The organism is Mesorhizobium onobrychidis, assembly GCF_024707545.1.
Taxonomy (GTDB): Bacteria; Pseudomonadota; Alphaproteobacteria; order Rhizobiales; family Rhizobiaceae; genus Mesorhizobium; species Mesorhizobium onobrychidis.
Genome location: NZ_CP062229.1, coordinates 2446280 through 2469081, shown reverse-complemented (window position 1 = coordinate 2469081; position 22802 = coordinate 2446280). Strand labels below are relative to the sequence as shown.

Genomic DNA, 22802 nt, shown 5'->3' with positions numbered 1-22802 from the left:
CGGTTTTCGGAGAAAGATCATGATCAAACAACGAGACAGAGCCTGATCGGGATCAGGCTCGGGGACAGGGATCTTGTCGATGGCCGGGATAATTCGCGCCGCGTTCGTCGCCGTGCGGCAAACCAGACGCGCGCGCATGATTGCCGGCGGCCTTGCCATCGCAGCGATCTCGGCCTGCACCACCGGCAGCGTGCTTTCGCTGGAACCGGCCGTCGATGTCGGCAGCCAGACATCAGCCGTTCCGAACTACGCCGGCCCGAAATATGCCGGAATGCAGAGCCTCGTCCCGTCCAACCCATACATGACCGCCGCCTATCCGCGCATAGACGAGCCGATGGCGCCGACCGAACAGATGCCGGCCAGCGAGGTCGACTGCCGCAACGAACTGAAACGCCTGGGCGTAGTCTACACCGATCTTGCGCCGATCCGCGAAGGCCAGTGCGGCATCGACTATCCGGTCAAGATTTCGGCCATCGGCAGCATCGGGATGAAGCCGGCCGCGACGCTGACCTGCGACATGGCCGCCACCTTCGCCGGCTGGGCCAAGAATGAACTGGTCCCGTCCGCCCGCTGGCGTTATTTCTCCGGCGTCAAGACCATTCGCCAGGGATCGAGCTATTCCTGCCGCAGGATCGCCGGCGAAGGCGTGCTGTCGGAGCACGGCAAGGGCAACGCGCTGGACGTCATGAGCATCGAGCTCGGCAATGGCAAAGATATCGACGTGCGCAAGCCCGGCCTGTTTGCCTTCCGCACGCGCGGCTTCCTCAACACTGTGCGCGCCGACGGCTGCCAGTATTTCACCACTGTGCTCGGCCCCGGCTACAATTATGACCACCGCAACCACTTCCATTTCGACATCAAGAACCGCAAGAACGGCTACCGCGCCTGCCGCTGAGCCCGAGCGCATGCCCACTGCCCAAGGTCTGCGCCGCCGCGTAGAATGACGCCACATTAGGTGATGCCGTATCGCCTGGGTGGTGTCTCGTGAGCCGACGGAGCCTTCGACGACGTGCAACGATCTGGCTGGTGGCGTTCTGTGCCGGCTATCTCGTGCTCGCCTATTTCGCCGCACCGGAATTCTGGACCCTGCGGGACCGCAATTTCCGTACGCAGCGCTTCGAGATGGTGACGCACACGCCGCAAGGTATTGCGGGCGATCCGATCAATGTCGGCCTTGTCGGTACCAAAAAAGAGCTGGTCCACGCCTTCGCCGTCGCCGGGTGGGACACGGCCGACGCCCTTACGCTGAAGACCGCGATCGAGATCGGCGAAAGCGTGCTGTTCGATCGGCCCTATCCCGACGCGCCGGTCAGCCGGTTGTTATTCGAAGGCCGTGCACAGGATCTGGCCTTCGAGAAGCCGGTCGGCGACAGTGCCGACCGGCGTCATCACGTCCGCTTCTGGCAGACCGATGCGACCGGAGACGATGGCCGGCCGCTCTGGCTGGGGTCGGCAAGCTTCGATCGCGGCGTCGGCCTCAGCCACGACACCGGTGCGATCACCCACCATATCGGTGCCGACATCGACGCCGAGCGCGACTTCCTGATCCGCGACCTGTCTGCCGCAGGCATGCTGATTTCGACCAGCGAGATATCGGGCATCGGTGCGACAAAGACCGGGCGCAATGGCGGCGGCGATCCCTATTTCACCGACGGCAAGGCGGTAGTGGGCGTGCTGCTGCAATTGCCGTAGGCGCAAGGCGAACGGCCGGTCTTCCGCCTCATCGCCTAACGGCCGCTATCGGGAGCCGGCGATCACGACTTCGCCGAACGATCCCCTCTCCAGAGTTCGAAAGCCTGCGGCACCGCGTCGAAACCATAGATCTTGTCGATCACCGGCTTGATCGCAATCGGTCTCGATCGCCTCGTTCATCCGCTCGAAGGCGCGCCGCCATGGGATGCCGCATGAGATGGTTGCGCCCGCCGGCATGAAAAATGACCGCGATCTATTTTCGAAGACCGCGCCGCAATGCTATTGACCCCGCATGCTCTATGCTGAAATCGCCATCGTGGCCGCCCTCATCTGCGTGAACGGCCTTCTGGCAATGTCCGAACTTGCCATCGTCTCGTCACGGCCGGCCCGCCTCAGGGCGATGATCGACCGCGATGTCAAGGGCGCCGGCCGCGCCTTGGCGCTCGGCTCCAATCCCGGCAAATTCCTGTCGTCGGTGCAGATCGGCATCACCCTGGTCGGTGTTTTGTCCGGCGCCTTTTCCGGCGCCACGCTCGGCGAGCGGCTGTCCGTGTTCCTGGCATCGACCGGCGTCCGCGAAAGCCTTGCCGACCCGATCGGCGTCGGCATCGTCGTCGCCCTCATCACCTACTTCTCGCTCATCATCGGCGAACTGGTGCCGAAGCAGATCGCGCTGCGCGATCCCGAACGCGTCGCCGCCAGGGTTGCTCCGGCGATGACCATCCTCGCCACCGTCTCGGCGCCGCTGGTCTTCCTGCTCGACATTTCCGGCCGCGCTATGCTGTGGCTGCTCGGCCAGCGCGGTGAAAGCGAGGAGAAGGTCACCGACGAGGAGATCAAGATGCTGGTCGCCGAAGCCGAACATCACGGCACCATCGAATCCGACGAGCGGCGCATGATCGCCGGCGTCATGCGGCTCGGCGACCGCGCCGTCCGCGCGGTGATGACGCCGCGCACCGAGGTCGACTGGATCAACCTGCAGTCCGATGAGGTGGCAATCAAGAAGCTCTTGATGGAGACCCAGCATTCGCGCCTGCCGGCCGGCGATGGCAGTGTCGACGCCATGATCGGCGTCGTCCAGACCCGCGACGTGCTGGCCGCGATGCTTGGCGGTCGCGCACTCGACCCGCGCCGGCACGTGCGCACCGCTCCGATCGTCCATGACCAGGCCGACGCGCTGGATGTCCTTTCGACACTCAAGGAGTCCAACGTGCCGATGGCGCTGGTCCATGACGAATACGGCCATTTCGAAGGCATCGTCACCCCGGCGGACATACTGGAAGCCATCACCGGCGTCTTCCGGGCGGACCTCGACGCCGGCGACGAGGAAAACGCCGTCAAGCGCGAGGACGGCTCATGGCTGCTTGCCGGCTACATGCAGGCCGACGAGATGGCAGACGTTCTCGGCATCGACCTGCCCGAGAACCGCGACTACGAGACCGTCGCAGGTTACGTGCTGTCGCACATGCACCATCTGCCGGCGACCGGCGAATGCGTGGATGCGCAGGGCTGGCGCTTCGAGGTCGTCGACCTCGACGGCCGCCGCATCGACAAGCTCATCGCCACCCGCCTGCCCGGCGGTCACCGCGAAATCGTGCGGTAACAATCAACACGATGTGTGAGGCCCCTTCGAATGTCAGCTCTTGACCGATATTGTTGAAAGGTCAGGAGCGCCACGAAGCATGCGCCGACGATAGAATTCTATTTCTTGGCGAGGCTCTTCTTGGAAACAGGATTCATTAATCCGACCTCTCGTGAAACAGTGTTCTGCGCAAGCCGCTTGAATGGTTTGGCCGAGGCGTTTTCAACAATATTGACCCAATGCTGCCACCGAGTTGCACCGGCTCAAAATTTGCCGAGATTGATATTGCCATCGGCCATGCGGATGCGCGAGCGGCCGTCGCCAGTCGGGGCATATTGTGTTCCCCAAATTGGCCTCCGGCCGCCCGGCTATCCGCGCCGGCCGTCGCGCCACCCAGCCGGCGAGATGCCCGCAAGCTTCTTGAAGCTCCGGCTGAAGGCCGCTTCGGACTCGTAGCCGACCTCACGCCCGACCGCCGAGACTTTGGCCAGCCCATCAGTGAGCAGTCGTGAGGCCAGTTGCACGCGCCATCGCGTGAGATATTGCATCGGCGGGCAGCCGACGAGACGCGTGAAGCGGGCCGCAAGGACGGACCGCGAGACGCCGGTTTCGCGTGCAAGTTCTTCAATTGTCCAGCCACGCGCCGGATTCTCGTGAACAAGCGCAACAGCCCGGCCGACGGCGGGGTCGCGCAAGCCGGCCAGCCAGCCGGTCTGCTCCGGCGGCAGTGCCTCAAGATAGCGGCGAACGACCTCAACGAACATCAGCTCGCTGAGGCGCAGACGGATGCATTCAGCGCCAGGCCGCTGAGCGGACACCTCTGCCAGCGTTAGTTCGATCAGCCGGTCGAGTAGATCGCTCGGGGCGCCGGCCGCGCGCCGGATGCGTATCAGCGGAGGAAAGGCCCCGAGCAGAGGATTGAACGGCCGTGCATCGCAACCAAGAAAACCGCAGACATATCTGGTCAGGAAGGGGCCGTCGCCACCTTCGTTGACCACGAAGGGGAGTTGTCCGGCCGCCATGGCGCGAAAGAAATCGAGCGAATCTTGCAGGCTCAAACCTGATCGCACTCCGGACGCACTGCACATCACGTACGAATCCTCATGCGGGATCACAAGTATGTCGCCTTCGGCAAACTCCGTCGGCGGACCATCACCGATGCTGACCGAGCCCGATCCTTGGGTGATTATGTGGTAGGAAATCACATGTTGGGCGCGCGGCAGAATGACATGGGCAAATGAATCCGCCCGCGGCACTTCCACACTCCAGGGCGAAGAGGCATCGACCCGGAAGAAAAGCGCGCCGGTAAGCTTTATCACGCGCAGCACATCCGAAAGCACATCCTTGTCCGGCGTCGCCGAAGGTGCGGCATCGGGAACGACCTCGTCCGGTGGCCGCCCAGGCGATGGCGCAAGGACGGACGCTGCGGCAAGCGATTGAGACGCTGGGTCATGGAGCGTGCCCATGGACCAAGTCTACAATGCGCCGAACAGCATATCCACCGCGCATCCCGTGGAGTCCATGCGATCAACGGAGGTCGGCCATGTCTACTTATTGCTTCTTCGACGTGCGTGAAATCACTGACCAAGCCAAGATCGAGCAGTATCTGGCAGGGGTCTTTGCAACGGTTGAACAGTATGGAGGGCGCTATTTGGTGCTGGGCGGGAAATCCGACCTTGTCGAAGGAGACTGGCAGCCGGTCTATCCGGTCATCGTCGAATTTGCCGACGGCGAGCATGCCCAGCGCTGGTATTCATCGCCCGAATACGAGCCGCTGAAGGCGCTTCGCGTCGCCGGAACCCGATCCAACGCAGTGTTCCTTGAAGGTGCAACGCCAGGATCGGAGGAAGCGGCGGTCCAGACCCGCCGGGTGGGGACATCGAAAACTCCGGCTGAAATCTACGACTCACTGTTCGTTCCAGCGCTATTCCGACAATGGGGACCGATCGTCGCCGCCGAGGCGCGAATAGGGAGGGGCAACCGCGTGATCGACATTGCCTGCGGTACGGGTGTGCTGGCGCTCGCGGCCCTCGATCGCGTTCGCACGGAGGGCAAGGTGGTCGGCCTTGACCCCAATCCCGACATGCTTTGCGTTGCTCGCCGCAAAAGCACTCGCATCGAATGGCGAGAAGGGCGCGCCGAGCAGATTCCTTTTCCGGATGAAAGCTTCGACGCCGCAGTCAGCCAGTTTGGCCTGATGTTCTTCGAGGATCGAGCAGCCGGACTGCGGGAAATGATGCGCGTGCTTAAGACCGGCGGCCGGTTCGCCGTCGCAGTCTGCGACTCGCTCGACCAGTCGCCCGGCTATGCCGCAGTGGCGGATATGCTTGAACGGCTGTTTGGAAGCGACGTTGCGAATGCGTTCCGCGCGCCCTTTGTGCTCGGCAATGCGGAGCGACTGCGTTCGCTCTGCGCGAAGGCAGGCATAGAGCGTGCCGAGGTGAAGCGGCACCGCGGAACGGTCCGTTTTGCCTCGATCGAGTCGCTGATCTCAACTGAAAGAGCCTGCATCTGGACGTTGGGCGGGCTTTTGGACAACGAGCAGTTCAAGCGGCTTCTGGAGGAGGCCGAGCGGGCACTTATGCCTTTCGTGACAGCGGTCGGCGCCGTCGCTTTCGACATGCCGGCGCTCGTCATCACGGCATCCAAGGACTGACGCTGGGGACTGATTCCAGTTATTCCGGCCGTACGCGGTTCAATAAGTGAACCTGCCGAAGGTCCGAGAAGGGTCGACTCGAGCTTTTGCGCGAAGGGCAAGTTGTGCGCGTCAGGTTCTGCAAAAATGGCGTGGCATTCAGCGGTGACGTTGGCAACGCGTCACCCCAACGGAAATACCACCTCGACCTCGTAGAAAACGATGAGCCCGGCCAACGCCGTTAGGAGAGCAAGCAAGCCTGCGCCGAGTAATGACTCGAACTTGTTTCCGTCGCTACGCATTGGAACGCTAATGGTTGACAAGTTGCTAATCTTTATGTGACGCTTTTGTGACAATTGCAAGGGTGGGATATGACAATTGTAAGGGTGGGAAGGGAAGCCCCGCTTCTGTTCAGCGAATGGAGACCGATACTCGCCCTAGTTGCAGTATTATCTCTGCTGATTCTTTGTGCAGGTGTTGCACAAGATTTAAGCTTGTACGCTGGAAAGAAGCCGGACCTTTCGACAAAAATATGGCTCCTCGATGTCGATGTGGAACGGAGCGCGTTCACTTGGGTCTCCGTGCTGGCGCTTTTTTTCTGTAGCCGTCTTCTATTTCAGTGCGGAGACGATGCGGCGGGCCGTAGCAGTCAGTTCACCTGGCATTGGTACTTCTTAGGCTTCCTGTTCCTGCTTCTTTCTTTCGATGAATTCACGGGCCTTCATGAGAAGCTATCCGCTGCGTTGGCTGCCAGGTCAACCAATACGGGCCTGCTGTATTTTGCATGGGCAGCGCCGGCAGGCATCCTTAGCTTGGTGGGGCTAGCTGCCTTTGTTCCATTCATCCGCTCTTTTCCGACATCGCTCGCCGTGCTGTTGGCGGTTTCGGCGGCGCTGTTTCTTGGCGGAGCGGTCGGGTTTGAAATGGTCGGCGGCAGCGTTGCAGAGGCGGAAGGTATGGAATCCTTGCGCTATCGCATTCTGGCGAACATCGAAGAAGGTCTCGAACTTGCCGGGACACTGACCTTTATCTACGCACTACTCTCATACCGTGAGATAACATCAGGCACGCGCTGAGGGTATGCTAATGGTGGTGCCCGTCTTGCTCCGGCAAGGATATCCCGAAAACCCGCACCAAATCGGCGACCTGTTCCGGCGACAGGTAGCGGGGATTGAGGCCGCGTAACAGCAGATAGAGCCTTGCGGTTTCCTCCAACTCCTCGGTAGCGAATACGGCGGCCTCGAGCGTTTCGCCCGCGACCACGGGACCGTGGTTTGCCAGCAGCACCGAGGAGTAGCGCCCGGCAAGGCCCTTGATCGCAGCGACAACCGCCGGGTCGCCTGGCCGATGGTAGGACACCAGCGCGGTCTGGCCGGCGCGCATCAGATAGTAGGGCGTCATCGGCGGCAGCACCGCCTTAGGATCGATTTCCGGCAGCATTGAAAGGGCAACTGCGTGGGTCGAGTGCAGGTGCACGATGGCGCGCGCCTCTGCCCTCGTCTGATAGAGCGCAGTATGCAATGGAATTTCCTTGGTCGGCGCATCGCCAGAGGTCAGCCGGCCTTGCGCATCGAGGCGTGAAATTCGGGCAGGATCCAGGAATCCTAGCGAGGCATTGGTGGGTGTGACCAGCCAGCCGCCATCATCGAGCCGCAGGCTGATATTGCCTGATGATCCCGGCGTCAGCCCGCGCTCGAACAATGAACGTCCGAAGCGGCAGATATCGTCCCTCAGCTTGGTCTCAGTCACGTCGTCGCTCCTTCAATCAGCTCGAACCCGATATCGACCACTGCGGATGGTCCGTCGGAGCAGACGAGCCGTGCTCCGATCTCACCGACGGTCACTCGCGGCGTCAGGATGGTCGAAAGTGGCTGCGGCGCACTTCTGGCTACATCGAGACCGTTGTAGCCGAAGATCGCCAGCCGGTCCGGTATCGTGATGCCGTGGGCGAGACAGTGGAAATAGCCGCCGATCGCCATGTCGTCGTTGGAGAAGTAAACCGCATCCAGATCGGGACAACGCTCCAGCAATCGAGCCAGCCCGTCGCGCCCGGCTTCGATCGAGGATGCGGCAGGAATGATTTCTTCTCCAATGACGCTCAGCCCGGCTTCGCCCAGGGCCGCGCGAAACGCTGCGAAGCGCTTGGCCGCGCGAAGGTCCAGGCTGAGGTCGTGGCCGACGTAGCCGATGCAGCGATAGCCACGCGATATCAAATGCCGAGCGCTCACCCGGCCCGCCTTGCGGTTGGAAAAGCCCACGACGATGTCGATGCCCTCGCCATCGGTATCGAGCAGTTCGGCCACTCTGATGCGGGCGTTCCGCAGCATGGCGCCGGTGCGCTCGGTATGCTCGAGCCCCGCTACCATCATCCCGGCTGGACGCCAGCTGAGGAGTGACTCGATGACGCTCTCCTCTCGCTCCGGATCGTAGTCTGTCACCGCGACGACAGGTTGGAAGCCGGCTCCGACCAGTACTGTATTGGCGCCGCGCAGCACATCCGGAAAGACGATATTGCTTAGCGAAGGAATGACGACGCCGACGAGCTTGGACCCCATGGAGGCCAGGGTTCCCGCGATCCGGTTTGGCACATAACCGAGGCTCCGCGCGGCAGTGAGTACACTCTCGCGTGTCTTGGTTGAGAAGGAACCATGCCCGCGCAACACGCGCGAAGCAGTGCTTTCGCCGACGCCAGCCGCGCGCGCAACGTCGGTGAGGGTTATCATCGCGCCGGTTTGCGGACCGTCTTCTGCTTCGCTCTGCATTCCGGTTTCTCGGCTCGATGCGTCGTACGACTCTAGTTCCTGACGCTTCTTTTGTCACATTCAGGCGCCGCACTCAATAAACTTTGGCAGCGCTGCCACTTTTCGTTTGGCAGCGCTGCCATTCTCGTGTATCGGACTATGCAAGCGCTGCCAAAATCCAGCCAGGGGGCGTGAGACCTTGAGGGACCACCCCTTACACTTGGGAGGAAACAGATGACGATACTCACCCCGACGCTTCCGGCGGAGGCCGGAGCAGAAGACGACATCAAAAGGAAGGCCTACGGCAAAGTCTTCTGGCGCATCGTGCCGTTTCTGATGCTGTGCTATGTCGTTGCCTACCTCGATCGGGTCAATGTCGGCTTTGCCAAGCTGCAGATGTCGACCGACCTTGCCTTCAGTGAAACCGTCTATGGCCTTGGCGCCGGCATATTCTTCATCGGCTATTTCCTGTTTGAGATCCCGAGCAACGTCATCCTGCACAAAGTAGGGGCACGCGTCTGGATCGCCCGCATAATGATCACCTGGGGCCTGATCTCGGCCGGTTTCATGTTCACTGCATCTGCCCCGATGTTCTACCTGCTGCGCTTCCTGCTCGGTGTCGCCGAGGCTGGTTTCTACCCCGGCATCATCCTCTTCCTCACCTATTGGTATCCCTCGCACCGGCGCGCCAAGATCATCGCGATATTCATGTCCGCGATCCCTATCTCCGGGATTTTCGGCAATCCGCTTTCCGGCTGGATCATGGATTCGTTCGATGGCAGCAACGGCCTTGCCGGCTGGCAGTGGATGTTCCTGATCGAAGCGGTTCCGGCAATCCTGCTCGGCATCGCAGTCTTTTTCTTCCTTGACAACGGCATCCGTCACGCCAAGTGGCTGAGTGAAGCGGAGAAGCAGGCAATCGAGCGAGAGATCGCCCAGGAAGAGCACGGCAAGGAACGCTCACACTCCGTCGCCGGCATATTCCGCGATCCCCGGATCTGGCTGATGTGTCTCATCTATTTCTGCTTCGTGATGGGCCAGTACGGATTGACGTTCTGGATGCCCACGCTGGTCAAGGCGACGGGGGTCGCCGGCAACCTCAACATCGGACTGATCAGCGCAATCCCGTTTATCTGCGCTGTAATCGCCATGAACTTTTTTGGCCGCAGCGCCGACAGATATCGCGAGCGCCGCTGGCACCTGGTGGTTCCCGCTCTCTTTGGAGCCATCGGCTTCGTGATCGCAGCCACCTCGCCCGATCCCACCATCGCAATTGCCTTTCTGTCGCTGGCCGCAGCAGGTGCGATCACGTGTGCGCCGCTGTTCTGGTCACTGCCCACAGCGTTCCTCGGCGGAACTGGTGCTGCGGCTGGTATTGCGCTCATCAATTCGGTCGGAAATCTCGCCGGCTTCGTCAGCCCCTATCTCGTTGGCTACCTCAAGGATCTGACCGGCACGACCCAGGTCGGCATGTACGCCCTGGCCGCAATCCTGGTGGTCGGTGCGATCCTGGTGCTGACAGTCCCGCCCAAACTGGTCAACCGCTAGCCGAACCGCCTCATGCAGGGAGTTTCCATTATGACCATCAACGACGAGCAGAAGGATGTCCCAGCTGCAACCACACTGCGGGTCGCGGTTATCGGCCTCGGTTCGATGGGGTTCGGCATGGCGACGTCGCTTCGCCGCGCCGGGTTCGAGGTGACGGGCTTCGACGTCAACGACCAGATGGTGGCGCGCTTTGTCGCCACCGGCGGGCGGGGAGCACAAACCCCCGCCCAGGCCGCCCAAGCCGCGGACGTCGTGGTTTCTGTCGTCGTCAACGCGGCGCAGACCGAAGCCATCCTCTTTGGCGCCGATGGGGTGGCCGAAACCATGCCAGAGGGCGCGGTGTTCGTCTCCTCAGCCACCATGGATCCTGACGTTGCACGCAATCTGGCCGCCCGGCTGGAAACCACTGGGCGGCTCTATCTCGACGCGCCAATCAGTGGCGGGTCGGTCCGCGCGGCAGAAGGCGCCCTTACCGTTCTGGCCTCCGGCAGCGCTGCCGCCTTTGCCAAGGCGCGGCCCGCACTCGACGCGATGGCAGCCAAGCTTTATGAGCTTGGAGATGAACCGGGCGTCGGCGCCGCATTCAAGATGATAAACCAGTTGCTCGCCGGTGTGCATATCGCGGCAGCGAGCGAAGCCGTCGCCTTTGCCGCTCGGCAAGGGCTCGATATTCGCAAGGTCTATGAGGTCATCACCGCCTCGGCCGGCAATTCATGGATGTTCGAGAACCGCGTTCCGCACGTGCTCGACGGCGACTATGCCCCACGCAGCGCCGTCGACATTTTCGTCAAGGATCTCGGTATCGTCCAGGATATGGCGCGCAGCGCCAAGTTCCCCGTGCCGGTGGCGGCCGCGGCGCTGCAGATGTTCCTGATGACCTCGGCGGCCGGGATGGGGCGGGATGACGATGCCTCAGTCGCCCGCCTCTACGCAAGGATCACGGGCACCGACTTGCCCGGCGAACCGCAAACCTGATCAGGACCGGACCCAGCCAATGCCCCGCTTCGCCGCCAATCTCACCATGATGTTCAACGAATGGCCGTTCCTCGACCGGTTCGCTGCCGCCGCCGATGCCGGCTTCGAAGCGGTCGAGTTCCTTTTCCCTTACGAGCATAGACCGGATGCGATCGCCGAACGCCTCGCAAAGAACGGTCTATGCCAGGTCCTGTTCAACCTGCCGCCCGGCAACTGGGCTGGCGGCGAGCGTGGGCTGGCCTCCCTGCCGGGACGGTTCGACGAGCTCCGGGTCGGCGTTGAAGCAGCGCTCTCTTACGCAGAGGCGACCGGGGTCAAGCGCCTTCATCTCATGTCGGGGATTGCCTCTCGCGACGACAAGGAAGCTGTCGATGCCTACCGGAAGGCCATCGTCTGGACGGCCGAAAAACTTGCCGATCGAGGCATCGATCTCTTGATCGAGCCGATCAACAGCCGTGACATGCCGGGTTACTTCCTCAACGACTTCGGCTTCGCTGAAGCTCTCGTCCGCGACCTGGCGCTACCCAATCTTAAGCTGCAATTCGACGTCTACCATCGCCAGATCATGCATGGTGACGTCACCATGGCGCTTCGCCGGGTGATGCCGCTCATTGGTCACATCCAGATCGCCAGCGTGCCTTCGCGGCATGAACCGGCGACCGGGGAACTCAATGATCACTTCATTTTCGACGAGCTGGACCGGCTAGGATATGCCGGCTTTGTCGGCTGCGAATACCGGCCGAGGAGCAAGACGCTCGACGGGCTCAGCTGGCTCACTCTCTATACCGGCGAGCGCCAGCGCCCAATTTCAGGTGCCAAGCGTGGAGCTCTAACATGACGCTCTCGCTCGGCTGCATCGCGGACGATTACACCGGTGCCTCGGACCTGGCGAACACGCTGGCCAAAGAGGGTCTGCGTACGATTCAGACCATCGGAATTCCCACGGACGACCTGGCTTTGCCCGAAGTCGATGCGATCGTCGTTTCGCTGAAGATCCGGTCGATCGCCGCCCCTGAGGCGGTCGAACGTGCCCGTGCCTCTGATCGCTGGCTGCGCGAGCGCGGCGCCGATCATGTCATGTACAAGATCTGTTCCACCTTCGATTCCACCGACTCGGGCAATATCGGCCCGGTGCTCGATTCCTTGCGCGCCGATGCCGGTGAAACAACGGTGCTGGTGACGCCGGCCTTTCCGCAGACCGGTCGCACCGTCTATCAGGGCAATCTCTTCGTCGGTGCGGCGCCGCTCAACGAAAGCCCCCTTAAGGATCATCCGCTCAACCCCATGCACGATGCCAATCTGGTGCGCGTTCTAGCTCGGCAGAGTGCTGCAGCGGTTGGACTCGTCGATCTCGCAATCGTTGCGCGTGGCGCGGAGGCGATCGTCGAGCGGCTGGCACAGCTGGCCTCCGATGGGAACGGAGCGGCCATCACCGATGCCGTGTTCGAGAGCGACCTCGAAGCAATTGGCGCAGCGGCGCTTCGTCAGCGATTGTCGATCGGAGCCTCGGGTTTGGGATTGGGTCTTGCCCGCGGCCTGATCGCGGCGGGCACCGTACGTCGCCACGAGAGGACTGCTGTTTACGGCAAGCCGGTGGGAGGACCAGCAGCTGTTCTTGCCGGAAGCTGCTCACAGGCGACTTTGAAACAGATCGCCAAAGCCGAGCAGACAATGCCCGTCCTGCGGCTCGATCCGGAAAAGCTTATGAACGGTCGGGAGGAGGCCCAGCTCGCCCTTGATTGGGCGGCCGAGCGGATGGCCCGAACTCCCGTCATCATCGCCAGCAGCTCGAATCCGGTTGATGTATCAAGGCTGCAAACCCGTTATGGACGCGACGCGGTCGGCAAGGTAATTGAACAATCCCTTGCGGCGATTGCCGAAGGTCTGGTGGAACGGGGCGTGCGTCGGCTGATCGTAGCGGGCGGAGAGACATCCGGCGCGGTCGTCGACCGGCTCGCCATTCCCGCATTTCAACTCGGGCAGGAGATCGTTGCGGGCGTGCCCGTCTTGCACAGTATTGGAGGTCGTCACGGCGGCATGGTGTTGGCTCTCAAATCAGGAAATTTCGGCGGCGAGAGCTTCTTCGCGGACGCTTTGGCAATTATGGCGTAAGCGCCGTGGCGGCTCTGGGCCGACAGCGGACTTGCGGCTTCGAGGCCCGGAAGGTCAGAAGCGGACCTTCAAGCGCCTTGCGTGCATCGACGTGCACTGACCCTAAGCCGCCCTCCATCAACCCGTTTCTCTACCCGATAGCCGACGTTCGCAGAAACCGGTGCTGTTGACGGAAAGCGGACATTGCAGGGCCACTCGAGCGGGGTCCTGCGAGGCGCGTCGCACCAGCCGGGCGCGTCGGCTTCGATTGATGTTCCTGGGTCAGAAGCCGCACGGCGCCTCTGGAGAAGCGCCAGGAAGGTCGGCAATTGGCGCAACCGCGACTTCCAGAGTGGTCGCCGGTAATGTCCCGTTTAAGGCAGTGGCCGAGCTAACTTCAATGGCCGAGATGCGGGCGCATTGCCGCCTGGCAGCCTGGGGGCCGACAGCGGACTGGCAGCTTCCAGCTGCCGATTTTCAAGAGCGGACATTCAGTCCGGTGTCAGTATTGTCGTGACCTGACCCCTAATGGTCATGCCGGAGGCGAGATTGCAGGTCCGAATCGGATTGAGAAAACGGACGTTCGGCCATCCTATCTGCGCCGACCGTCGCGCCACCCCGCTGGCGAGACGCCGTGAGCCTCTTGAAACCCCGACTGAAGGCCGCCTCCGCCGGCCTACAAGCCTACGGTGAAGGCCGCCTTGTCGCCTTAGGACGAACATTGCAAGTCCGGGGAATAATCCTGGGAGGAGTCCTATGACGATTGCGCGCGTGGAAGTGATCACCTCGGTGCAGCGCCGGCGGCGCTGGTCGCGGGCGGAGAAGGAGCGGCTGGTTGCGGCGACGTTCGAGCCCGGCGTCACGGTATCGGAGGATTCGCAGTATCGTGTGCCGGCTACGTCAACCGATTTGCGACATCTCCCAAATTTCTCGTGAAGCGTTGGGGATAACCGCACTGACCCCATTTGCGGCGGAATCGGTGTCCATTACCTTCCGTTAATAAATGGACGATTAGATCTTGGTGGGGGGTCAACCGCGAAAATGTTGCGAGAACGAGGAGCCCATCAATGGCTGCGATTGCCCTTCCTGGCGATTGGATCGGACAGTACAAAGGATCGGAGCTGAACCTCTCCGGTTTCAAGCTCTCCTTTTCCGACGAGTTCAACACACTTGATGTCGTGCCGAACAACGGCACCGGCAAGTGGTTCGCGCCTGTTCACGCCCCCGCTGGGGCCGCAAAGTACATGCCGCCGGTCGGAGAAACCAACCCGTTCTCCGTCTCTGACGGGAAGCTGACCATTACCATGAAGCAGGTGGACGGCGCCTGGCAGTCGGGAACGATGCAAACGGTTAACAGCGCCGGCCAGGGTTTCGCGCAAGAGTACGGGTACTTCGAGATGCGCGCAGCCTTTCACGGCGGGGCGGGAGCCTGGCCGGCTTTCTGGATGCTGTCGCCCGATCAGACTGTGCCACGCGTCGAGGTCGACATCGTTGAAGCGTATGGCGGCGATCCCGATGGTCATCACCAGGCGGTGCACTTGAGCAATAAGGAAAGCCACGCTTGGGAAAGCAACTATACGGGCCTCGACGGTTCGCTGTTCGACGGGGCGTTTCACACGTACGGCGCGAGGATAACGACGGACTGGATCACCGTGTACTATGACGGCAAGGAGCTGAGCCGCTTTCCAATGAGCGACTTTTTCCGCACGCCGCTCTATATGCTGGTCACGCTAAGCATGTATTCCTCCGGGGTCGAGCAGGCTTCCGGCACGTACGACATGGTCGTCGACTACGTGCGCGCCTATGCTGCGCCGGACGTGATGGAGCAGCACCTGACCGGGACGGATGCGGCGGATATCCTGAACGGCGGCAGCTTTGATGACGTTCTGGACGGCGGAGCTGGTGCTGACAAAATGTCCGGCGGTTTCGGCAACGATACCTACCGCGTCGACAACGCATTCGACGTAGTCATTGAGGCTGACGGCGCCGGCATCGATCTGGTCATCACCTCGATGACGTATTCGCTGTCCGGCCAGCAAATAGAGCAGCTCACGCTCACCGGCGTTGCCGACATCGACGCGATGGGTAACGAACTCGACAACAGGCTGGTCGGCAACGACGGCAGCAACCTGCTCGACGGCGGGGTCGGTATCGACAGCATGGAGGGCGGCGCGGGCGACGATACCTACTATGTCGACAATGCGCTCGACCGCGTGGTCGAGGGCGATGCGGCGGGCAACGATTGGGTGTTCAGCTCGAGCACCTATTCACTGCCACGCTATGTCGAAAATCTGACTCTCATCGGCCTTGGCGCTATCAATGGTCGCGGCAATTCTTCCGACAATGAGCTGACCGGGAACAATGGGAACAACACGCTGGACGGCCTTGCCGGCAACGACACCATAAGGGGCGGGGCGGGTAGCGACCGGTTAGCGGGCTATGATGGCGCCGACCTTCTCGATGGCGGGACCGGGGCCGACCTGTTGAATGGCGGTGCCGGCAACGATACCTATTATGTGGACAATGTACTGGACAGCATCATCGACGAAGCGGGCCTCGACCAGATTTTCAGCTTGGTCACGTACTCACTGGCGGCCGATCGCAGGCTGGTAGAAAATTTGCGTCTGACCGGAAACGCCAACGTCGGAGCCACGGGAAATTCCCTCGACAACGTGCTCGACGGCAACGACAGCGACAACAAACTGGACGGCGGCCGAGGCAATGATTCCGTGCTTGGGCGGGGTGGCAACGATGTACTAACGGGCGGCCTGGGCATTGACCGGCTTACTGGTGGCGCCGGCAACGATTCCTTCGTTTTCAGCGCGCCGCTCTCAGTGGCCAACCGCGACATCATCACGGATTTCAACCATACGGCCGATGCATTCAGGCTCCAGAATTCGGTAATGCAGGGGCTTGGAGCCACCGGAGCCCTCGAGCCAAGGTACTTCTTCGCTGGGACTAGCGCGCACGACGCCGACGACCACATCGTCTATGACAAGGTTACGGGTGCGTTGTTTTACGATTCCAACGGAAACGTCGCAGGCGGCGTGACACAGCTCGCGACGCTGACGAACAGGCCGACGCTGCTGGCCGACGATTTTTTCGTGATCTGATCCGGCGCCTACAGCGGTGCGCGTGAAAACGAGATCAAGCGCACCGCTGTAACTTCTTGTTTGCGCATCGCTTTGTTCGAAAAACCGGTGACCTCTTTTTCGAGCGATGCTCTAAGCAGGCTTTCAGGCTCAAAACGGTGAGGTCTCAAACTGGCTCAGACAAGAGATTTTGCCGTTTTTCCATGAGCAATGCGTCCCTGCGGGCAAACCGTCAGCCGAATACAAGCTCCGGCAGAACCGCTTCCCAGACATCTCGGTGAAGGTGCACCCGGAACTCTTCCTGATTGTCGGACTTGCGCCAGCGCACGATGGCACCGACCTCGCCGCGCAGGAAGCTGAGGCCTTCGGGAGGCGACCAGCTTCTGGCCATGCGTCCGAGGGCCTGCCCTTGTTTGTCCTGTATCATCCAGAGCGGGCCATCGCGCACGATCTGAATCGGATCTCCTACTTTCGCCGCCGAGATGGCGGCGAGGGAGGGATCGCCCGGCCTGAGACGCCCTTCCCATGACAGGTCCACGGTCTTAAGGTTCGGCACCTGGTACAGCGCTGTCGGAAGAGCGACGCCGCTCGTTCCGCGGCATGATCAAGGGGGCAAAGCCTGAGAAGGCCGGATGCTGCAGAAGATCCTGAATCGGACTATCTGCGGTCAGGTGGACGGAGCGGCCGGCCTGCCCGCTGACCAGGCGGCTCTGTTCCGAGCTCGCCAGTGCCGGCGCCGACTGCGCGGTCTCAGCCCCCGATGTTCCCAGAACCAAGGACAGCGCCATGAATACGGGCTTAGCAATCACCGGGCCGACTCCTCCTGATCGAGCCACTCCATGACCCGCTCCACGGTCTGGCGCTCCTGAGGCGCCTGCATCACAAATCCCTCGACCAGGCGCGCCTGTGGAGCGTGGCGGCTAACTACGGCGAGACTATCGCCCAGACCAAATCCACCATGGGTGACAAACAAGACCAGCGTTGTTCCGGAGAGGTCATGTTCTGCCAGGAAAGATCTCACGGGCGGGGGTGCGGTCATGCCCCAAATGGGAAAACCCAGGTAAACTGTCTCATAGGTATCCATGGCGGCGACAGTTGCCTGCAGGGGCGGCGCGTAGCCGCGCTCGCGTTCCTGTTGAGCTTGGTCGACGGTCGCAAAATAATCCGCCGGATAGGGCTGAGCAGGCACAATTTCGAAGATATCCGCGCCGAGCGTCCGGCTAATCTGTCCGGCAATCACCCGCGTATTACCGCTTCGGGAGAAGAACGCCACGAGTATCCTACCACCGGCCGGCGCTGCCGCTACGGCCGTCCCGGCTGTAGCCGCGGCGGTTAAGAGAAATGGCGACATGAGGATCTCCCGTCTCGTCGGACGCTGAATGTTCGTCATGCTGCCCTCCGTGTCACAGGCCCGGTCATCCTCAGCACGGCTTCGGGCAACCGCTCACCCTGCACCTCAATCTTCGACGTTTCCGCGTTGATCTCGGAGAGGTCATCAGCAGTCAGCACCAAGTCCACGGCGCCCAGGTTCTCGTCGAGGCGTGAAAGTTTGGTAGTGCCCGTTCGAGCATCGCAGGTCGGTCGGTGGGAGCGCCATACACGCCGCTCATTCCCATGCAGCCAAGGCCGAGGGCCGAGACTTCAAGGGGTCCGAGTTTCCTGGTTTTCATAGCACGACCTTTTCTGTTTCCGGGGCGCCGCTTGATTAAGCTTTTTCGCGCGCTTCCACGCCCGAGAACTGCAGCACGCGATCGGGCAGGCGCTGCCCCTTGATCTCGATTGCGCGCACCGAGGTATTCAGCTCATCGAGTTCGGCCGGGGTGAACTGGATTGAGGGCGCGCCGATGTTTTCGAGCATGTGCGGCATCTGCGTGGCACCGGGGATCGGTACAATCCACGGCTTCTGGTGCAGGAGCCAGGCCAGCGCGATCTGTGAAGGCGCTGCCTGTTTCCGCTCCGCCCACGTCTTGACCACGTCCACAAGGGTCAGGTTGTGCGGCAGGTTCTCCGGCGAGTAGCGGGATTCATCGTGGCGGATGTCGCCCTCTGCAAAGCGCGTGCGCGCGTCGATGGCACCGGTGAGGAACCCTACACCCAGAGGGCTCCACGGCACGAAGCCAATGCCGAGTTCCTCACAGGTCGGGATGACTTCCTCCTCGGCCCCGCGCCACACCATGGAATATTCGTTCTGCACGGCCGTGAGAGGCAGTTCGGCATGTGCCCGGCGGAGCGTTTTCAGACCCATCTCGGAGAGGCCCCAGTGCAAGACCTTCCCCTCTGCGATCAGATCCTTGATGGCGCCGGCGACGTCCTCGATCGGCACTTCCGGATCGACACGGTGCTGGTAGAGGAGATCAATGCGGTCGGTGCGAAGACGCTTGAGCATACCGTCGACCGCGAGCTTGATGTGATCGGGGCGGCTGATACGGCCCGGGCGTCGTTCGGCGGTCACGAGATCAACGTCCCAGCCAAACTTGGAGGTGATCACGACCTGGTCACGGAATGCCGCGATGCCTTCCCCGAGAATGCGCTCACCTTCATGCGGGCCATAAGCCTCGGCGCAATCGAAGAAGGTAACGCCACGATCGAAGGCCGTCCGGATGATGTTGTACATTTCAGACCGGGTCGGGATGGTCGTCTGAAAGTTGCGGTGCATGTTCTGGATGCCGATGCCGACGCTGGAGACCTCCAGCGTGCCGAGCTTGCGTCGGGCGCCGGAGGAGAGCGTGGTCGTCACAGGCTTTGCCTGTTGTGCGGCAGCGGGACCGATCGCGGCGGCACCGATGGTGGCGGCCGCAACCAACCCTGCCGTTCCGAGCAGCGATCGACGGCTGATTTCCGGGCTGGGACGTTCAACATTCTGCATGACAGATCCTTCGTGAGTGAGTGCGCTGTGCATCATTGCCTGGAGATGCAATGCGTAACCGCCGCCTGTGCCGGCGCGTAGAGCCGGGGCGGCCCTATCAAGTTAGGCGGCTGAGCACTGGATGATAATGTGCTACAATCCGCATGCGGTATTTAGGGGAGCTAACAAATCCATGGGCTTCAACGACCTTGCTGCATTCGCCGCGGTGGCGCGGGCGCGGAGCTTCACCAAGGCTGCAGCGCAGTTGGGTGTGTCGCCGTCGGCGCTGAGCCAGACAATCCGCAATCTTGAGGAGAGGCTGGGACTTCGCCTGCTGACCCGCACCACGCGCAGCGTATCATCCACTGACGCCGGGGAACGCCTGCTGCGCACCGTTGGACCGCGCTTTGAGGAGATCCAGGCGGAACTGGCAGCCCTGAGCGAGCTTCGGGACAAGCCCGCAGGAACGTTCCGGATCACATCCGGTGAACACCCGGCCGTAAGCATCCTCCAGCCGGCCCTCAACAGGTTCCTGCTGGACTATCCGGACATTCGGGTTGAGATCATCATTGATGCCGGCCTGAGGGATATTGTTGCCGAAGGTTTTGACGCCGGCGTCCGGATGGGCGAACAGGTCGCGAAGGACATGATTGCAGTCCGGATCGGGCCTGACATGCGCATGGCTCTGGTTGGATCTCCCGCTTACTTTGAGCGCAACCCGCGCCCCGAAACCCCCTACGATCTGGCTGCCCACAGCTGCATCAACACGCGGCTGCCGACCTATGGAGGTCTATTCACGTGGGGACTGGAAAAAGACGGACGTGAAGTGAGGGTGCGCGCCGAGGGGCAACTCGTGTTCAACAGCCTCGCACTCAGGTATCAGTCTACTTTGGATGGCCTGGGACTGGGCTACATGCCCGAAGACAAGGTGATGCCCGCAATAGCTGACGGGCGCCTGATCCGGGTGCTCGAGGACTGGTGCCCGATGTTTCCCGGATATCACCTGTACTACCCGAGCCGGCGCCAGCCTTCCCCCGCTTTGAGCCTACTTCTGGACGTTCTCCGGTATCGAGGCCCGTAAGCGGCCAGCCTTTTGGCGAACTGGACCAGCAGGGACCCGACACCGCCTGCAGCCGCAGTGACCAGCACCGACTTGCCGGCGGGCGGGCTTTGCCGCAGCAGATGGAAGGCCGTCAGTCCCTGCACCATCAAGGCCGTCGCGTCTTCGAATGAGAGTGTCTCCGGCAGTGGAACGGCCAGCTTTGCGTCGATCGTCACATAGTCGGCATAGCCGCCAAACGGGCGCTTCGAAGCGAACAGCGGCGCCGCGACGCGTGTCCCAATCAGCGAGGTGTCCACGCCTTGACCAAGCGCCTCCACTGTGCCGGCAGTTTCGACGCCGAGAACCATCGGCAATTGCGGCGTCACCGCGTAGCGATCCCCGCGCATCAGCACTTCGAAGAAATTCACTCCAGCCGCATGAACGCGGATCAGCACCTCGCCTGCTTGCGGCAGCGGCTTCGGCATCTCTACGACGTCCAGGACGTTGGGACCGCCAAAACGGTTCAGTTGAATGGCTCTCATGGCATGCACCCATCGCTATGGCATCGGCTGCTGTTTGCCACTATCTGCCTGATCGCGACTACACACTCATTTGTCCCCTGCTGACCAGGAGGTGACCATGGCCAAGCCGACCAAGAGGCTGCCAACCAAAAGACTGCCCATGCTGCCGGCGGAACGCGCCCTGAAGGTGATTTCGGGCCGATGGAAGGCTGTCATTCTCTACCATCTCTTCGACGGACCCCGGCGGCTGTCGGTGCTGAAGACGCTGGTGCCTGATATCACGCAGAAAGTGCTGATCCAGCAGCTTCGCGAAATGGAAGAACACGGCCTTATCAGACGCGAGATCTTTGCCGAAATTCCCTCACGCGTCGAATATTCGGCGACGCGCCTTGGCCTCAGCCTCGAGCCTATCCTTCTGGCGCTCTGTGCGTGGGCCCAGCACCATGCGGATGAGCTGAACGAAATGGACCGCGTTACCGATTGCATCATCAGGCCTCGGCAGGCGCGCCCGCCAGCCATCGCCTGAATAAAAAAGGGGCGACGCAAGCGCCGCCCCGGAATCCTTGGGAGGATTGTTCTGGTCTGCGGTTCAGGCCGCCTTGACTTCTTCGGCCACCGCGTCGGCCTGACGCGCCGCCTTCAGCACTTTGGCCCACCATGCAACGTCGTTGACCAGTGCAGTCGCCGCCTGGTTCAGGTGCTCGAGCTCGTCGAGCTTCTTTTCACCTTGCCGGACGGCAAGGAAATCGCCCCAGGCAATATGGACTGCCGACTTGACCGGCGCCATCTGCAGCTCGACGGCATGCAATCTGAGCTGCTCGACGGCACGCGCGCCACCGACGCTGCCATAGCCGACGAAACCGACCGACTTCTTGTTCCATTCATTGGCGGCGTAGTCGATCGCGTTCTTCAGCACGGCCGTCGGGCCATGGTTGTATTCGGCGGCGGTGAAGATGAAGCCGTCGAACTCGGCGACCTTCTTCTGCCAGCGCTTTGCCACCTCATTCTGCGACGGCGCCCAGGCGGACGATGCGACCTCGTCGAAGAACGGCAGCGGGAAGTCGCGCAGATCGACCACTTCCACGTCGATGTCGGCATGCGACTTGGCGATCTTGGCGATCCACTGGGTCGGAACGTCGGCAAATCGTGCGGCGCGGGTCGAACCGACGACAATGGCGATTTTGGGTTTGGACATAGAGGGGCTCTCCTTTAGGCAAATTTCTGGTATCGTTTAGATACCTGAGCTATATGAGTGACTACGCTCACGAGGCGCAAGGAGGCACCTTTTTGTTACCAAGGCACCCGCACCGCACCGAGGACTGCCGCGCCATCTCGGAAATCCTGCAGCGCGTCGGCGACAAATGGACCGTACTCGTCGTCGGCAAGCTCGGTGACGGGCCGCTGCGCTTCAACGAATTGCGCAGCGCCGTCGGCGGCATTTCGCAGAAGATGCTGACCACCACATTGCGTGGGCTTGAGCGCGACGGCTTCGTCACCCGCACCGTGTTTCCGACCATTCCGCCGCGCGTCGATTATGAGCTGACCGACCTTGGTTACGAGCTTCTTGTGCCGGTCGGTGCGCTCGGCGAATGGGCGCGCAAGAACACCGAGCGCGTTAGGGCGGCGCGGGCGAGGTTCGATGGGCTTCATGCCTGAAACTCTTGCGCTGCAAGGGTTTGCGCACGGCGCGTAGCGTAGACGAAATTCTACGGATGCATCTGCATTCCGGCCCGCAGACGGCTTTCGGGCCGATTCGATTTCGGGCCCGATTGACCACCTTGCCGACGGTGGCGCAGGCCGCCCCTTTGCCGCAATTGATCACGCTCATCGCGCCGGTTTCTTACGTCGTCGCAACGCAGATTTCGCACCTCGTCACTTGCCGCTTGAGGGTGTGGTTTTCGGCGGCGCAACTGGCTTCGGCCTAGTCTCGTTTGACCTCGGTTCTGGCGGTCGCGGCCATCAGGCAGAACAAGGCGGCAAGCGCGCCTACCAATGCGCCGTTCAGCAATCGTTGACGCATTGTGTTTTCCCCATGTCC

Annotated in this window: 21 protein-coding genes and 1 pseudogene; 14 read left to right on the top strand and 8 right to left on the bottom strand. The window is 61.7% G+C overall.

Translation table 11 applies throughout. The features are described 5' to 3' along the window. Positions 1-79: 79 nt before the first annotated feature. The 3 genes from IHQ72_RS12370 to IHQ72_RS12360 all read left to right on the top strand — a co-directional run bounded on the left by IHQ72_RS12370 (position 80) and on the right by IHQ72_RS12360 (position 3295). Positions 80-895: an extensin-like domain-containing protein gene (locus IHQ72_RS12370; protein ID WP_258122684.1), complete on the top strand. Its 816-nt coding sequence runs from the start codon at positions 80-82 to the stop codon at positions 893-895. A gap of 89 nt (positions 896-984) precedes the next feature. After that, entirely contained in the window at positions 985-1692 is a 708-nt protein-coding gene (locus IHQ72_RS12365) for an LssY C-terminal domain-containing protein (RefSeq protein ID WP_258122683.1), read from the top strand. Between the two features lie 292 nt (positions 1693-1984). After that, positions 1985-3295, top strand: coding sequence for a hemolysin family protein (locus IHQ72_RS12360; protein ID WP_258122682.1), 1311 nt, complete (start codon positions 1985-1987; stop codon positions 3293-3295). Between the two features lie 347 nt (positions 3296-3642). Here IHQ72_RS12360 and IHQ72_RS12355 read toward each other — a convergent pair whose 3' ends face one another. Next, positions 3643-4740, bottom strand: a complete 1098-nt coding sequence (locus IHQ72_RS12355) for an AraC family transcriptional regulator (protein ID WP_258122681.1) — start codon at positions 4738-4740, stop codon at positions 3643-3645. Between the two features lie 77 nt (positions 4741-4817). Between IHQ72_RS12355 and IHQ72_RS12350 the strand changes: the two genes are divergently transcribed. Both IHQ72_RS12350 and IHQ72_RS12345 read left to right on the top strand, forming a co-directional pair. After that, positions 4818-5930: a DUF1330 domain-containing protein gene (locus tag IHQ72_RS12350; protein ID WP_258122680.1), complete on the top strand. Its 1113-nt coding sequence runs from the start codon at positions 4818-4820 to the stop codon at positions 5928-5930. Between the two features lie 350 nt (positions 5931-6280). Next, positions 6281-6985 (top strand): DUF8692 domain-containing protein, encoded by a 705-nt coding sequence (locus IHQ72_RS12345; protein ID WP_258122679.1) that lies wholly within the window; start codon positions 6281-6283, stop codon positions 6983-6985. A gap of 7 nt (positions 6986-6992) precedes the next feature. On the opposite strand, the gene otnC is transcribed toward IHQ72_RS12345, so the two are convergent. Then, positions 6993-7658, bottom strand: a complete 666-nt coding sequence (gene otnC / locus IHQ72_RS12340) for a 3-oxo-tetronate 4-phosphate decarboxylase (RefSeq protein ID WP_258122678.1) — start codon at positions 7656-7658, stop codon at positions 6993-6995. Then, on the bottom strand, positions 7655-8671 hold the full coding sequence (locus IHQ72_RS12335; protein WP_258122677.1) for a LacI family DNA-binding transcriptional regulator: 1017 nt from the start codon (positions 8669-8671) through the stop codon (positions 7655-7657). Before IHQ72_RS12335 ends, otnC begins: the two co-directional genes overlap by 4 nt. Before the next feature lie 213 nt (positions 8672-8884). On the opposite strand from IHQ72_RS12335, the gene IHQ72_RS12330 reads away from it, so the two are divergent. The 6 genes from IHQ72_RS12330 to IHQ72_RS12305 all read left to right on the top strand — a co-directional run bounded on the left by IHQ72_RS12330 (position 8885) and on the right by IHQ72_RS12305 (position 16377). Then, positions 8885-10198: an MFS transporter gene (locus tag IHQ72_RS12330; RefSeq protein ID WP_258122676.1), complete on the top strand. Its 1314-nt coding sequence runs from the start codon at positions 8885-8887 to the stop codon at positions 10196-10198. A 30-nt stretch (positions 10199-10228) separates the two neighbouring features. After that, positions 10229-11173: an L-threonate dehydrogenase gene (ltnD, locus tag IHQ72_RS12325; RefSeq protein WP_258122675.1), complete on the top strand. Its 945-nt coding sequence runs from the start codon at positions 10229-10231 to the stop codon at positions 11171-11173. A 19-nt stretch (positions 11174-11192) separates the two neighbouring features. After that, complete coding sequence (gene otnI, locus IHQ72_RS12320) at positions 11193-12011, top strand: 2-oxo-tetronate isomerase (protein ID WP_258122674.1); 819 nt, start codon at positions 11193-11195, stop codon at positions 12009-12011. Next, a complete protein-coding gene (gene otnK, locus IHQ72_RS12315) occupies positions 12008-13285 on the top strand; it encodes a 3-oxo-tetronate kinase (RefSeq protein ID WP_258122673.1) in 1278 nt (425 codons plus the stop codon). The genes otnI and otnK overlap by 4 nt, the downstream gene beginning before the upstream one ends. 735 nt (positions 13286-14020) lie before the next feature. After that, positions 14021-14200, top strand: coding sequence for a transposase (locus IHQ72_RS37075; protein ID WP_374120347.1), 180 nt, complete (start codon positions 14021-14023; stop codon positions 14198-14200). Positions 14201-14331: 131 nt separating this feature from the next. After that, a complete protein-coding gene (locus tag IHQ72_RS12305; RefSeq protein ID WP_258122672.1) occupies positions 14332-16377 on the top strand; it encodes a family 16 glycosylhydrolase in 2046 nt (681 codons plus the stop codon). Positions 16378-16588: 211 nt separating this feature from the next. Here IHQ72_RS12305 and IHQ72_RS12300 read toward each other — a convergent pair whose 3' ends face one another. The 3 genes from IHQ72_RS12300 to IHQ72_RS12290 form a co-directional block, all read right to left on the bottom strand. Continuing rightward, complete coding sequence (locus IHQ72_RS12300) at positions 16589-16912, bottom strand: hypothetical protein (RefSeq protein WP_258122671.1); 324 nt, start codon at positions 16910-16912, stop codon at positions 16589-16591. Positions 16913-17161: 249 nt separating this feature from the next. Beyond that, a complete protein-coding gene (locus IHQ72_RS12295) occupies positions 17162-17746 on the bottom strand; it encodes a flavodoxin (protein ID WP_258122670.1) in 585 nt (194 codons plus the stop codon). A 315-nt stretch (positions 17747-18061) separates the two neighbouring features. Further along, positions 18062-19222 carry an aldo/keto reductase gene (locus tag IHQ72_RS12290; RefSeq protein ID WP_258122669.1) on the bottom strand — a complete coding sequence of 387 codons (1161 nt, stop codon included), beginning with the start codon at positions 19220-19222 and terminating at the stop codon, positions 18062-18064. 172 nt (positions 19223-19394) lie between these two features. Here IHQ72_RS12290 and IHQ72_RS12285 point away from each other — a divergent pair, with 172 nt between their 5' ends. Next, positions 19395-20282, top strand: a complete 888-nt coding sequence (locus tag IHQ72_RS12285) for a LysR family transcriptional regulator (RefSeq protein WP_258122668.1) — start codon at positions 19395-19397, stop codon at positions 20280-20282. Between the two features lie 8 nt (positions 20283-20290). Here the strand turns inward: IHQ72_RS12285 and IHQ72_RS12280 are convergent. Continuing rightward, positions 20291-20785 (bottom strand): annotated as a pseudogene (locus tag IHQ72_RS12280) (quinone oxidoreductase family protein); the annotation flags it as partial. Between the two features lie 97 nt (positions 20786-20882). On the opposite strand from IHQ72_RS12280, the gene IHQ72_RS12275 reads away from it, so the two are divergent. After that, the gene (locus IHQ72_RS12275) at positions 20883-21290 is read left to right on the top strand and encodes a winged helix-turn-helix transcriptional regulator (protein ID WP_258122667.1); all 408 of its coding nucleotides are present in this window, start codon (positions 20883-20885) and stop codon (positions 21288-21290) included. A gap of 63 nt (positions 21291-21353) precedes the next feature. Here the strand turns inward: IHQ72_RS12275 and IHQ72_RS12270 are convergent, their stop codons facing one another. After that, a complete protein-coding gene (locus tag IHQ72_RS12270) occupies positions 21354-21959 on the bottom strand; it encodes an NADPH-dependent FMN reductase (RefSeq protein ID WP_258122666.1) in 606 nt (201 codons plus the stop codon). A gap of 92 nt (positions 21960-22051) precedes the next feature. Here IHQ72_RS12270 and IHQ72_RS12265 point away from each other — a divergent pair, with 92 nt between their 5' ends. Further along, positions 22052-22420 (top strand): winged helix-turn-helix transcriptional regulator, encoded by a 369-nt coding sequence (locus IHQ72_RS12265; protein ID WP_258123816.1) that lies wholly within the window; start codon positions 22052-22054, stop codon positions 22418-22420. Positions 22421-22802 lie beyond the last annotated feature (382 nt).